13 protein-coding genes are annotated in these 13026 nt (G+C 68.4%); all 13 read left to right on the top strand.

Annotation, left to right across the window (positions count from 1 at the left end):
• The 13 genes from murD to BAY61_RS23410 all read left to right on the top strand — a co-directional run bounded on the left by murD (position 1) and on the right by BAY61_RS23410 (position 13013).
• A complete protein-coding gene (gene murD, locus BAY61_RS23470; protein WP_091807827.1) occupies positions 1-1422 on the top strand; it encodes a UDP-N-acetylmuramoyl-L-alanine--D-glutamate ligase in 1422 nt (473 codons plus the stop codon).
• Complete coding sequence (gene ftsW / locus BAY61_RS23465; RefSeq protein WP_420848841.1) at positions 1409-2899, top strand: putative lipid II flippase FtsW; 1491 nt, start codon at positions 1409-1411, stop codon at positions 2897-2899. The genes murD and ftsW overlap by 14 nt, the downstream gene beginning before the upstream one ends.
• 151 nt (positions 2900-3050) lie before the next feature.
• Positions 3051-4166: an undecaprenyldiphospho-muramoylpentapeptide beta-N-acetylglucosaminyltransferase gene (gene murG / locus BAY61_RS23460; protein WP_091807987.1), complete on the top strand. Its 1116-nt coding sequence runs from the start codon at positions 3051-3053 to the stop codon at positions 4164-4166.
• Positions 4163-5599, top strand: coding sequence for a UDP-N-acetylmuramate--L-alanine ligase (gene murC, locus BAY61_RS23455; RefSeq protein ID WP_091807825.1), 1437 nt, complete (start codon positions 4163-4165; stop codon positions 5597-5599). The genes murG and murC overlap by 4 nt, the downstream gene beginning before the upstream one ends.
• Positions 5600-5608: 9 nt before the next feature.
• Positions 5609-6409 carry a cell division protein FtsQ/DivIB gene (locus BAY61_RS23450; RefSeq protein ID WP_091807823.1) on the top strand — a complete coding sequence of 267 codons (801 nt, stop codon included), beginning with the start codon at positions 5609-5611 and terminating at the stop codon, positions 6407-6409.
• Between the two features lie 124 nt (positions 6410-6533).
• On the top strand, positions 6534-7064 hold the full coding sequence (locus BAY61_RS23445; RefSeq protein ID WP_245865367.1) for a DinB family protein: 531 nt from the start codon (positions 6534-6536) through the stop codon (positions 7062-7064).
• Positions 7065-7392: 328 nt separating this feature from the next.
• Entirely contained in the window at positions 7393-8688 is a 1296-nt protein-coding gene (gene ftsZ / locus BAY61_RS23440) for a cell division protein FtsZ (protein ID WP_091807821.1), read from the top strand.
• 76 nt (positions 8689-8764) lie between these two features.
• The gene (pgeF, locus tag BAY61_RS23435; RefSeq protein WP_091807819.1) at positions 8765-9469 is read left to right on the top strand and encodes a peptidoglycan editing factor PgeF; all 705 of its coding nucleotides are present in this window, start codon (positions 8765-8767) and stop codon (positions 9467-9469) included.
• Positions 9470-9471: 2 nt separating this feature from the next.
• Entirely contained in the window at positions 9472-10209 is a 738-nt protein-coding gene (locus BAY61_RS23430) for a YggS family pyridoxal phosphate-dependent enzyme (RefSeq protein ID WP_420848840.1), read from the top strand.
• 107 nt (positions 10210-10316) lie between these two features.
• Positions 10317-10970 (top strand): cell division protein SepF, encoded by a 654-nt coding sequence (locus BAY61_RS23425; protein ID WP_091807815.1) that lies wholly within the window; start codon positions 10317-10319, stop codon positions 10968-10970.
• A gap of 31 nt (positions 10971-11001) precedes the next feature.
• Entirely contained in the window at positions 11002-11286 is a 285-nt protein-coding gene (locus BAY61_RS23420) for a YggT family protein (RefSeq protein ID WP_091807813.1), read from the top strand.
• Between the two features lie 50 nt (positions 11287-11336).
• Complete coding sequence (gene wag31 / locus BAY61_RS23415) at positions 11337-12221, top strand: DivIVA-like cell division protein Wag31 (protein WP_091807812.1); 885 nt, start codon at positions 11337-11339, stop codon at positions 12219-12221.
• Positions 12222-12314: 93 nt separating this feature from the next.
• On the top strand, positions 12315-13013 hold the full coding sequence (locus BAY61_RS23410) for an ICP22 family protein (RefSeq protein WP_091807810.1): 699 nt from the start codon (positions 12315-12317) through the stop codon (positions 13011-13013).
• Positions 13014-13026: the final 13 nt, after the last annotated feature.

The following is a 13026-nucleotide window of genomic DNA, read 5'->3' as shown; positions in this document are numbered from 1 at the left end:
ATGGACGTCGCCGGACGACGGGTGCTCGTCGCGGGCGCCGGGGTCACCGGCAAGTCGGTGACGAAGGCACTGACCGGGATGGGCGCGCACGTCACGGTCGCCGATGGCAACGCGGAGCGCCTCGCCGAACTGGAAGGGCTCGGCGCCGAGCTGCGGCAGGGACTCACCGAACCGCCCGACGGCACGTCGCTGGTGGTCACCAGCCCCGGCTGGCGGCCTTCCGCACCGCTGCTCGTCGGCGCGGCGAACGCGGGTATCGAGGTCATCGGCGACGTCGAGCTCGCCTGGCGCGTCGGTAGCACGCTGGAAAACCCGCCCGTGTGGCTCGCCGTGACCGGCACCAACGGCAAGACGACAACGGTCGGCATGCTGGATTCGATACTGCGATCCGCCGGTATCGACGCGCTGGCCTGCGGAAACGTGGGATTCGCCGTGCTCGACGCCGTGCTGGGCGGGCACGAGGTGCTGGCAGTGGAGCTGTCCAGTTTCCAGCTCCACTGGTCGAGCACCCTCGCGCCACAAGCCTCCGTCGTGCTCAACGTCGCCGAGGACCACATCGACTGGCACGGCTCGCTCGCCGAGTACGCGGCGGCCAAGGGGAAGATCCACCAGCGGTCGGGCACCGTCGTGCACAACGTCGCCGACGAGTGGTCCACGCTGCTGGCCGACAGGTACGCGGCGGCAGGCGCGAACAGGGTCGGGATCGGCCTGGACAGTCCGCGCGCCGGTGAGCTCGGTGTGGTCGAGGATCTGCTCGTCGACAGGGCGTTCACGGCCGATCCGGTCACGACGGCCGACGAGCTCGCCGTCGTGGCCGACGTGCGGCCAGGCGGACCGCACAACGTGGCGAACGCGCTGGCTGCGGCCGCGCTCGCCCGCGCACACGGCATACCTGCCGACGCCGTGTCGAAGGGTCTTCGAGCGTTCCGGCCAGGAGCACACCGCGCGGTCGAGGTCGGCGAGATCGACGGCGTCCGTTACATCAACGACTCGAAGGCGACCAACCCGCACGCGGCTGCCAGTTCGCTGCTCGCCCACCCCGACGTCGTGTGGATCGCGGGCGGCCAGCTCAAGGGCGCCTCGGTGGACGAGCTGGTCGAGAGTGTCGCGCACCGGCTGCGCGGAGTGGTGCTGCTCGGCGCCGACGCCGAGGTGATCGGTGCCGCTGTTGCGCGACACGCGCCGGATGTCCCTGTCAAGCGGCTTCTCCCGGGTGACGATGAGCCCATGACTGCTGCGGTGCGTGCGGCCGGTGCCCTCGCGGGCCCGGGTTCCGTCGTGCTGCTCGCCCCTGCCGCGGCCTCGCTGGACATGTTCCGCGACTACGCCGCGCGCGGGGACGCGTTCGCGGCGGCGGTCGGGGAGCTGCGGGACAAGCCGCCGCCGTCGCGGGGACGGGGACGCCTCGGTGACGGTGGTTGACGAGGCTGGCGACAAGGAGAACACCCGGCGTCGCGGTTCACGCCGGGGAAAGGCGAAGGCCGAACGTGGTTTCGCGGCCGTCCGCACGGCGCTGACCGCGTGGCTTTCCCGGCCACTCGCCGACTTCCACCTGATCATGGCGATCTGCGGAACGCTCGGCGTCATCGGCATCGTGATGGTGCTTTCCGCTTCCTCCGTCGCCTCCTACAGCCCCGAGACCGGTTCCAGCGTCTACGCGCTGTTCCAGAAGCACCTGATGTTCTTCACGCTGGGGATCATCGTGTTCTGGATCGGGGTTCGGGTGCCGCTGCAACGCATCCGCAGGCTTTCCCCGACGGCGATGGTGGTGAGCCTCGGGCTGCTCGCGCTGGTGCTGACACCGCTGGGCAGCAACATCAACGGTTCGCAGGGCTGGTTCGTGCTCGGGCCGCTTTCGCTCCAGCCGGTCGAGATCGCCAAGGTCGCGCTCGCGCTGTGGGGCGCGCACATTCTCGTCGTCAAATACGACCTGCTGCACCAGTGGCGGCATCTGCTCGTCCCGCTCGTTCCGGCCGCGCTGCTCATGTTCGCGCTGGTGATGGCACAGCCCGACCTCGGCGGCACGATCCCGCTCGGCGTCATTCTCATCGCGCTGCTGTGGTTCGCGGGTGCGCCCAAACGGCTGTTCGGGGTGATCCTCGCGGGCGGTGTCGCGGGCGCGGTCGTGCTCGCGCTCGTCGCCGAGTACCGCCTGGACAGGGTCATGAGCTTTCTCAACCCGCAGGACGATCCGCTCGGCAAGGGCATGCAGGCCAATCAGGCGCTGTACGCGCTGGCCGACGGTGGGTTGTTCGGCAAGGGGCTCGGCCAGGGCCAGTCGAAGTGGATGTACCTGCCCAACGTGCAGCACGACTTCATCTTCGCGCTGATCGGCGAGGAACTCGGCTTCGTCGGCTGTCTCGTCGTGATCAGCCTTTTCGGTCTGCTCGCCTTCGTGGGGCTCCGGATCGCCATGCGCAACCTCGACCCGTGGATCCGCATCGTCTCCGGCACGCTCACCGTCTGGATCGTGTCGCAGGCGGCCATCAACATCGGCTACGTGGTCGGGCTGCTGCCCGTCACGGGCGTGACGCTGCCGATGATCTCCTACGGCGGCACCTCGCTGTTCATCACGATGCTGTTGTTCGGCATATTGGCCAACTGCGCCAGGCACGAACCGGAAGCGGTCGCTGCGCTGCGCACACAGGGACCCGGTAAATTCGGCCGCCTGATGAGGCTTCCCGCTCCCGAGCCGTACCGGCCGCCAGCCAAGCGGCGGAACACGGGCAGGGGCGGGCAGTCGAAGGGCGGCAGACCCGCCTCGCGCACGGCGAGATCGGCCTCGGCACCCGACCGGCGACGGTCGTCGCCGGAGTACGGTCGGAGGTCGACACCACGTGGCGGATCGGCCACGCGGGCGACGACACGAGGAACCTCAGCGCGAAGAGGACGACGATGACGAGGCTGTCGCGAACGGTCGTCGCCACACCAGGGTGGCGTGGGGCCGGAAGCCTCGGCATCGGGAAACCAGCGGCGCGCTCGGACAGCGGAGATGGACACACGTGACGAACTCAGGCCCCCACGGCGACACCGGCAACACCGCCGACGCGGTGTCGCGGCAAGGGGGAGCAGAACCCGCGACGAAGGCGCCCACCGTCGTGGTCGCGGGTGGTGGCACGGCAGGGCACATCGAGCCCGCCATGGCGCTGGCCGACGCCGTGATGAGGTTGCGGCCTGACGCGAGGGTCGTCGCGCTCGGCACGGAGCGCGGGCTGGAGAACCAGCTCGTGCCGGCGAGGGGATATCAGCTCGAACTGGTTCCGCCGGTGCCGCTTCCCCGCAAACCGTCAGCGGAGTTGCTGCGGTTGCCGCTGAAGGTGCGCGATTCGGTGAGGAAGACCAGGAAGGTGCTCGACGAGGTCGGCGCCGACGTCGTCGTCGGCTTCGGCGGTTATGTCGCCCTTCCCGCCTACCTCGCCGCGAGGGGCAGGGTTCCGATCGTCGTGCACGAGGCGAACAAGCATCCCGGGCTGGCGAACAAGATCGGCGCGAGGTTCGCGAAGCGGGTCGCCGTCGGCATGAAGGGCACCCCGTTGTCTCGCGCCGAGGTGGTCGGCATCCCGCTCCGGCACTCGATCACGTCGCTGGACAGGGCCGCGCTGCGCGCGGAGGCGAGGGAGTACTTCCAGCTCGACCCCGACGCGCCGACCTTGCTGGTTTTCGGCGGCTCGCAGGGGGCGAGGTCGCTCAACACGGCGGTGTCCGGCGCGGCCGAGGACTTCGCGAAGGCGGGCGTCGGCGTGCTGCACGCGCACGGGCCGAAGAACTCGGTCGTGGTCAGGGAGTACCCGGGCAGGCCCGCCTACGTTCCCGTCCCCTACCTCGACCGGATGGATCTCGCCTACGCCGCCGCCGACCTCGTGTTGTGCAGGTCGGGCGCGATGACGGTCGCCGAGGTCTCCGCCGTCGGGCTTCCCGCCGTGTTCGTCCCGTTGCCCCACGGCAACGGAGAACAGGCGCTCAACGCGGAACCCGCCGTCGCGGCCGGTGCCGCGCTGCTGGTTCCCGACGCCGAACTGACTCAGCGCAAGGTCGCCGACGAGGTGGTCCCGCTCGTGACCGACCGGGAGCGGCTGGCGAAGATGAGCGCGGCGGCGGTGGGACTCGGCCACGGCAAGGCCGACGAGGTGCTCGCCGGAATGGTGCTGGGGGCGCTGGACCGATGACAGGCAACACGACTGGAGCGCACGGCGTGGATCTTCCCGAGATACTGAGCAGGGCGCACCTGATCGGCATCGGTGGTGCCGGAATGAGCGGCATCGCCAGGATTCTGCTCGCGAGGGGTGCCGAGGTGTCCGGCTCGGACGCGAAGGACTCGCGTGCTTTTCTCACCCTGCGCGCGCAGGGCGCCAGGATCGAGATCGGGCAGCGGGCCGAAAACCTCGACGCGTCGGGCGAGCGGCCGAGCGCCGTCGTCGTTTCGACCGCGATCAAGGAAAGCAACCCGGAATTCGCGGCCGCTCGCGAACGAGGAATTCCGGTGCTGCATCGCGCGGAAGCGCTTGCCGCGCTGATGCGGGGGCACAGGGTCGCCTGCATCGCGGGCACTCACGGGAAGACCTCGACGACGTCGATGCTCACCGTCGCCCTGCAACACTGTCACCTCGATCCCTCGTTCGCGATCGGCGGTGACCTCAACGAGTCGGGAGCCAACGCCCACCACGGGGAAGGCGGGCTTTTCGTCGCGGAGGCCGACGAGAGTGACGGTTCCTTCCTCACTTATTCGCCGTCGGTAGCCGTCGTCACCAACGTCGAACCCGACCACCTCGACCATCACGGCACCGCCGAGGCGTACGTCGCGGTGTTCGAGGAGTTCGTCGGCCGGATCGACGACGGCGGCGTTCTCGTGGTGTGCCAGGACGACGCTCCCGCTGCCGACCTTGCCGCGAGGGCTGAGGCACGCGGCGTGCGAGTGCGGCGGTACGGAAGAACCGCGGGCGAGCACGCCGGTGACGCTACTGTGCTCGGGTACACCCCGGAAGGCGACGGCGGAACCGTGCGGATCTCGCTCGACGGTGACGAGTTCGACGTGCGGGTCGCCGTCGCGGGCGAGCACATGGCCTTCAACGCCGTGGCCGCGTTGCTCGCCGGGCTGGAGCTCGGCGCTCCACTCGGCGGACTCGTCGAGGGACTTGCCGCGTTCGGCGGTGTCCGTCGCAGGTTCGAGTTCAAGGGCAGGGCAGGCGACGTCCGGGTCTACGACGACTACGCCCACCACCCCACCGAGGTCGACGCGCAGTTGAGGGCGGTACGGCACGCGGCCGGCGCGGGCAGGGTCGTCGTCGTGTTCCAGCCGCACCTCTATTCGCGCACGGAGGCGTTTGCCTCGGAGTTCGCGAAGGCGCTCGGGCTCGCCGACGAGGTGATCGTGCTCGACGTCTACGGCGCGAGGGAGGAGCCGAGGCCGGGTGTCACCGGCGAGCTGATCGCGAACCGGATCACCGGGACGACCGTGCACTACGAGCCCGCGTTCGACCGCGCGGCAGGTCTCGCGGCCGACGTGGTGAAGCCGGGCGACGTGCTGGTGACCATGGGCGCGGGCGACGTCACCCAGCTCGGTGCCGAGATCCTCAGCGAACTCGACCGGCGCGGCGGTTAGGCGCGGCCGATGACCACGACGAGGGAGCGCGAGCGGCGGCGGAGGCCCACTTCTCGTGGCGCCGACGAGGATCGCGCCCGCCCGAACCGTCGTGGAAGGCGCAATGCGGCGGCGCGGGCCCGTACCGGAACCGGCCTCACGCGGCGAAAAGCGTTGCGGCGGCGCTGGGTGGCCATCCTGACGGTGATCACCGTTGTCGCACTCGCCTACGTCATGCTCTTCACGTCGTTGCTCGGGGTGCGGTCGGTCGACGTGCTCGGCGCGCGCAACGTGCCGGAGGCGCAGATCCGCGATGTCGCGGAGGTTCCCGATCGCAGGGCGATGTTGCGAGTGGACACCGGAGCGATCGCCGAAAGGGTGGCGACGTTGCCCGGAATCGCGACGGTCGACGTGTCGAGGTCGTGGCCGTCGACGATCGAGATCGCGGTGACCGAGCGCGAGCCCATCGGTTTCTACAACACGGGAAGCGCGCTGTACTTCGTCGACGAGGGCGGGGTTGCCTACAAGGAGATCCCCGATCAGCCGGAGGGTTTTCCCGAGCTGAAGCTGGCCGAGGTCGCGCCGGGTGATCCCGCGACCCGCGCGGTCACCACGGTGCTCACCCGGCTTCCGCCTCAGCTCAGGGAAAACGTCACCGTCATCGGCGCGACGACGCCTGGCGACATCGAATTCACCCTCGCCGACGGCAAGGTGGTGCGCTGGGGGGATGCCGACCAGAACGACCGCAAGGCCAAGGTGCTCGCCGCGTTGCTGACCCAGGACGGCAAGACCTACGACGTGTCGAGTCCCGAACTGCCGACGATTTCGTAGGCTGGGTCGCTATTTTCGTCGCGTGACGGTGGCCGGGCACGGTGGGACGAGCGGGCGAGCGGACATCCCCAGCCGGTGGCCCCCCGGCTGATCCCGGCATGGCGTGGACTGTGAAACTGGACCGGTGAGCGCGCCTTCCAGTCCTCCCCCGCCTCCCGTCCATCGCCCCGAGCCTCCGCTGGCCGGTGCCGAACGCGAGCAGCTTGACGGGTTTCTCGACTTCCTGCGGTCCGCGGTCGTGTGGAAGTGCAGCGGGCTGACGGATGAGCAGGCGCACCAACAGCTCGTGCCGAGCAGGCTCACCACCATCGCCGGTGTCCTCGGGCACCTCATCTACGTCGAGCAGTACTGGTTTTGTGTCGTGCTCGACGGACGGCCGGATCCGTGGAAGGACGCGCTCGCGCTGGACAGGGACGCGGAGTTCAGGGCGGCGCAGGAAATGCCGATCGAACGGCTGCTCGCCGGCTACGAACGGCAGTGCGGGGTCAGCAGGAAGATCGCGGCGCAGCTCGATCTCGACCGGCAATTGCCGTTCAGGGACGGCAGTGTCATCAATCCCCGGTTCGTGCTCGTGCACATGATCGAGGAGACCGGAAGGCACGCGGGGCATCTCGATTTGTTGCGAGAGCTGATCGACGGCGTCGTCGGCGAGTAGCGGGGGACGGTCGCCGTGAGTCCACAAGCGACGATCGGACGGCATGGCCGCCTGACGGGCCGGGTTTCACCGCTGGGTCAAGGCAGACCCGTTTCCGCGCGGCTCCGGGTGCGAAAAGGTCACGTTGTGGGGAATGACGTCCGCGACACACGGCGTGGCTGCTGGATTCACGCCCTGTCGATGCCTACCGTCCTGCAACAGAAGTTGGTAGTTGACATAACTCTAAGCCTCAAGTTGAGGTTGAGGGTTTCCGGGGTGGTCACATGATCCGCACGGTCGGCAGCCAACAGGAGGCAAGAACAGCACCACGATCAGGAAGGCGAATCCGATGACGCCCCCGCACAATTACCTCGCGGTGATCAAGGTCGTCGGTATCGGCGGCGGCGGCGTGAACGCCGTGAACCGGATGATCGAGGTCGGCCTTAAAGGCGTCGAGTTCATCGCGGTGAACACCGACGCGCAAGCGCTGCTGATGTCCGACGCCGACGTCAAACTCGACATCGGCCGTGAGCTGACGAGGGGACTCGGCGCTGGCGCCGCGCCCGAGGTCGGGCAGAAGGCCGCCGAGGACCACCGTGAAGAGATCGAAGAGGTCCTCAAGGGCGCCGACATGGTGTTCGTGACCGCCGGCGAGGGTGGTGGCACCGGAACGGGTGGTGCACCCGTCGTCGCCCAGATCGCCCGCAAACTGGGCGCGCTGACGATCGGTGTCGTCACCCGCCCGTTCTCGTTCGAGGGCAAGCGAAGGGGACGGCAGGCCGAGGAAGGCATCCAGTCGCTGCGCAACGAGTGCGACACCCTGATCGTCATCCCGAACGATCGGCTGCTCCAGCTCGGCGACATCGGTGTCTCGCTCATGGACGCGTTCCGTTCGGCTGACGAGGTGCTGCTCTCGGGTGTCCAGGGCATCACCGACCTCATCACGACGCCCGGTCTCATCAACCTCGACTTTGCCGACGTCAAGAGCGTGATGTCCGGTGCGGGCAGCGCGCTGATGGGCATCGGCTCCGCGCGGGGTGAGGGCCGCGCCGTGCAGGCGGCGGAAAAGGCCATCAACTCGCCGTTGCTTGAGGCTTCGATGGACGGCGCGCACGGCGCGTTGCTGTCCATCGCGGGCGGCTCCGACCTCGGTCTCTTCGAGATCAACGAGGCGGCGTCGCTCGTGCAGGAATCGGCGCACCCCGAGGCCAACATCATCTTCGGCACGATCATCGACGACTCGCTCGGCGACGAGGTGAGGGTCACGGTGATCGCGGCGGGGTTCGACGCGGGCGCGCCGACCCACAAGAAGCTTGATCCGGGAACCTTCAGCTCACGCGCGTCGACGGCCAGCGCAGAGGCCGGTCAGGTCGGCGGCAACGGTTCCGGAGCGGCGCAAGGTTCCTCCCCAGGTGACGGCGGTCCGCAGACCGGCCCGATCCAGCGGCAGCAGCCGCCCGCGCCTGGCGGGACGACTTCGTCGAGTTCGCTGCCTCCGCAGGCCGGTACGGGAGGCGGCAGGGGATACCCGCCGCCGACGGCAGGGCCGAGGACCCAGGGCAGCCTGCCTGGCGGCAGGGCGCTTCCGGTGACCGACGACCCCTCGGACGACGACGTGGACGTTCCGCCTTTCATGCGTCGCTGAACCAGACGTGATCAGTACCCTGCCGCCGGCCGATTAGGCTGGCGGCAGGTTTTTTGTGAGTGAAGGGATTGCTGCCTTGCGCATCCGTCGGGTCGTCACCACAAGGGCTGGCGGAGCGTCGAAGCCGCCGTTCGATTCGTTCAACCTCGGCGGGCATGTCGGCGACGATCCGAAGGCGGTGGCCGCCAACCGCGACCGGCTCGCGACCGAGCTCGGCTTGCGGCCGGACCGGCTGGCGTGGATGGAACAGATTCACGGCCGCACGGCGACCATCGTCGACGGCACGGAACCCGGGCAGGCCGAGGCGACCGACGCCCTGGTCACCGCGCGGAGGGGACTCGCGGTGATCGCGCTGGTCGCCGACTGTGTCCCGGTCCTGCTCGGCGACCCCGAGGCCGGTGTCGTCGCAGCCGTGCACGCGGGGAGAGTCGGGGCAAGGGCCGGTGTCATCCCTTCCGCGCTGAAGGCGATGGTGTCGCTCGGCGCCGAGCCGGGGCGGATGGAGGCGCTGCTGGGGCCGGCCGTGTGCGGCCAGTGCTACGAGGTTCCCCCCGAGATGGCCGCCGACGTGGAAAAACACCTCCCCGGCAGTGCGTGCGACAGCCGCACCGGCACCTCGGCGCTCGATCTCAAGGCGGGACTGTGGGGACAGCTCGCCGACTACGGTGTCGGCAAGATCGGTGTCGACCCGCGCTGCACCGTCGAGGACACCACCTTGTTCAGCCACCGCAGGCAGGCGCCGACCGGCCGGATCGCCGCGATCACCTGGATCGAGGAGTGACCGTGGACCGCCGAGCCGAACTCGCCGAAGCCCTCGCCCACGTCGAGGCCCGCGTCGCCGCCGCGTGCGCCGCTGCCGGGCGTGCTCGGGACGAAGTGCGGCTGCTCGCCGTGACCAAGACCTTCCCTGCGAGCGACGCCGCGTTGCTCGCCGAGCTCGGGATGACCGATCTCGCTGAGAACAAGGACCAGGAGGCGGCGAGCAAGACCCGTGAGGTCGCCGGATTGCTTTCCGCCGATCGCGCTCGTGCTCTCCGCTGGCACATGGTCGGCAGGTTGCAGCGCAACAAGGCCCGGTCCGTCGCGCGCTGGGCGGACGAGGTCCAGTCGGTTGACTCGGAACGGCTCGCCACGGCGCTGGCCACGGCGACGCGCTCGGCCCTCGATGTGGGGGACCGCGAACGCCCGCTCGATGTGCTCGTGCAGGTGAGCCTTGACGCCGACCCCGGGCGCGGCGGTTGCCCGGTCGGTGACCTGCCCGCACTCGCGGAAATCATCACCCAAATGGGTGGCTTGCTCCACTTGCGGGGGTTGATGGCGGTCGCCCCGCTCGGCGTGGATCCTGGCCGTGCCTTCGAACGGCTTGCCGTCGCCGCCGAGCGACTGCGCGCGGATTATCCGGAAGCCGATCGGCTTTCCGCTGGTATGAGCGGTGATCTTGAACAAGCGGTGGCGCACGGCTCGACGTGTGTGCGTGTCGGAACAGCGCTGTTAGGCGGTCGCGGTCTAGCCTCGTTTTAGAGAAGTTTCACCCACAGCGGCGTTCGTGCGTGTGACTCAGCGTCAGGGGTGTGGCTGGGTGGCTGGGTGGTGACGACGGTGACGACCGTGGAGGGCGGAGGAACGGCATGAGCGCGCTTCAGAAGCTGAAGGCCTACTTCGGAATGGTGCCGGCCGAAGACGACTACGACTTCGACGACGACTACCGGCGCGGCGGCTACTCCGACGACGAGTACGACGTTCGCGACGGTCGTGACGGCCGCGGTGGATATGACGAAGAGCCACAGTACAAAGAGTCCCAGGCCCGGCGTGCCCGGCCCCGGTATCACGTGATGGACGAGTTCGACGAGGTCGAGGCGCCGGTGCGCGGCCGGAGTGGACGTAGCCCCGTCGCCGTCAACGAACCCCCAGTTCGCGGAGCGCTCGCAATGGATCGACAGCCGGACCCGATCGCGAGGCTACAGCCCGCGCAGGAACCCGTTCGCGCAACGGTGCGGGATCCACTCAGCAAGATCATCACCCTGCATCCGACCAACTACGTAGAGGCACGTAAGGTTGGCGAAGCGTACCGGGACGGTGCGCCGGTGATCATCAATCTCACAGAGATGGAAAACGCCGACGCCAAGCGCGTTGTCGATTTCGCGGCCGGGCTCGCGTTCGCGCTGCGCGGCTCGATGGACAAGGTCACCAACAAGGTGTTCTTGCTCTCACCGCCGGATGTGGACGTGACAGCCGAAGACCGCCGCCGCATCGCCGAAGACGGGTTGTTCCTCCGCCGCTAGGCCGAGGGCGACGGTGTGGCAGAGTGGTGCTGTGGACGCGGTCCGGTTGATCCTTTATTGGCTTCTCTTCGTCTTTTGGCTCCTGCTCACGGCACGTATCGTGGTGGAGTTGGTTCGAGCGTTCGCCCGTGACTGGCGTCCCGCGGGAGGGGTTGCGGTCACGCTCGAGACCATCTACACAGTGACGGACCCACCGGTTCGACTCGTCCGCCGGATTATTCCGATAGTGCGGATCGGCGGCGTGGGGCTGGACTTATCGATTATGGTGCTGCTGTTGGTTGTGTTCATACTGATGCAACTGGCGTATCCCGGGTGACGGGGAACCTGGGTGTGTCCGGCAGGCCATGGAGTGCGTGAGGTGATCTGATGTCGTTGACCCCTGCTGACGTGCATAACGTCGCGTTCAGCAAGCCTCCAATCGGCAAACGGGGCTACAACGAGGACGAGGTTGATGCGTTCCTCGACTTGGTGGAGACCGAGCTTGCCCGGCTGATTGAGGACAATAACGAGCTGCGGCAGCAGGTCGAACAACTCGATGCGGAGTTGGAATCGACCCGTAGCGAGTTGGAGTCCGCGAAGGCCGGAGCGGGCGCCCCGCAGCAGGCACCGCCGCGAGACGAGACCCCGTCCCGCAGGCTGGCCCCTGTGCCACCCCCTTCGTCGATGGAGCAGACCCAGGCCCATGGGTTCATGGGCGACAACGGTGAACCCAACGTGCAGGCCGCGAAGGTTCTCGGTCTCGCGCAAGAGATGGCCGACCGGCTCACCGCCGAGGCCAAGACGGAGTCGGACGGCATGCTCGCGGAGGCGAGGGCCAAGTCGGAGCAGTTGCTCTCCGACGCGAGGTCGAAGGCCGACTCGATGGTCAACGAGGCGCGTACTCGTGCCGAGACCATGCTGAACGACGCGAGGACAAGGGCGGAGACCCTTGAGCGTCAGGCGCGTGACAAGGCGACCACCATGGATCGCGAGGCGCAGCGCAAGTACACCGAGACCATGAACAGCCTGAACTCCGAGAAGAGTTCGTTGAACAAGAAGATCGAGGAACTGCGGACCATCGAGCGCGAATACCGCACGAGGCTGCGTGGCTTCCTTGAGTCCCAGCTTCGTGAGCTCGACGATCGTGGTTCCGCCGCACCCGCTTCCGCCTCTCCGGCTGCTTCGGGTTCGGCTCAGAACGCCGCAGGCGGCGCGAACGCCGGTGGCAACACGCAGGGCTACTCGTTCGGTCCCCGTGCCGAGGCAGGCTGAGCAACGCACTCACAGGTGACGTAGGAAAGGTCCCGGCTCTCCGCGCAGGAGGGCCGGGACCTTTTCGTCGTCGGCGACGTGTTGTAATTCACCGTGCTCTACATCGTCCTCATCCTGGTGCTCGCTGCCCTCGGACTGGTGGTCGCGGCACTCATCACCGCCAACTCGCTGTGGGCATGGATCTCGATCGGCCTCTCGGTTCTCGCCGGGGTGCTGCTGGTGGCCGACTGGTTGCGCAGACGATCGTCGAGGACGGCGGTCGGCGGTGAAGGCGGGGAGAAGGCAGGGCGCTCTGAGAGCGGCGGCGCGGACGACGCCACGGAGACCGAAGGCTCCGAACTCGGCGAAGACGGCGCGGACGCCGAGGAAGCCGAAGACAGCACGGACGCTGAGAACCCCGACCACAGTCAGAGCACCAAGGAGACCGACAGCACCGAGGCCGCCGAGCCGGGGGACACGGTGATCATCGGCACGGCGGGGGCCGACCCCGGCCAGCAGACCGCGCTGCTCGCGGCGTCGGGGAGCCTGAAGACCCCGACGGGGGATCCGGCGGAGGAACAGACCGACGCGGCGGACCTGCTGGCGATCAGCGAACTCGACACCGAGGTACTCGTCGTCGACGAGTACCCGCGTTATCACCTCGGCCACTGCGCGTGGCTTGAGTCGAGGGACACGATCCCGATCGCGATCAAGGAAGCCCGCGAGCTCGGATTCACGCCGTGTGCCAGGTGTGGTCCGGACGCGAGGATCGCGGGGGAGCTCAAGGGCGGCAAGCGCACGAGAAAGCGGTGACGTGCGCGGGGCC

Source organism: Prauserella marina, from assembly GCF_002240355.1.
Lineage (GTDB): Bacteria > Actinomycetota > Actinomycetes > Mycobacteriales > Pseudonocardiaceae > Prauserella_A > Prauserella_A marina.
Note: the sequence above shows the minus strand (reverse complement) of the source record. Positions and strands in the feature narration are given on the sequence as shown.

Coding starts and splice junctions, on each gene's coding strand:
- ftsZ (WP_091807821.1), top strand. CDS start 7,393: ATGACGCCCCCGCACAATTACCTCGCGGTGATCAAGGTCGTCGGTATC.
- murC (WP_091807825.1), top strand. CDS start 4,163: ATGACAGGCAACACGACTGGAGCGCACGGCGTGGATCTTCCCGAGATA.
- BAY61_RS23450 (WP_091807823.1), top strand. CDS start 5,609: ATGACCACGACGAGGGAGCGCGAGCGGCGGCGGAGGCCCACTTCTCGT.
- wag31 (WP_091807812.1), top strand. CDS start 11,337: ATGTCGTTGACCCCTGCTGACGTGCATAACGTCGCGTTCAGCAAGCCT.
- BAY61_RS23425 (WP_091807815.1), top strand. CDS start 10,317: ATGAGCGCGCTTCAGAAGCTGAAGGCCTACTTCGGAATGGTGCCGGCC.
- murD (WP_091807827.1), top strand. CDS start 1: ATGGACGTCGCCGGACGACGGGTGCTCGTCGCGGGCGCCGGGGTCACC.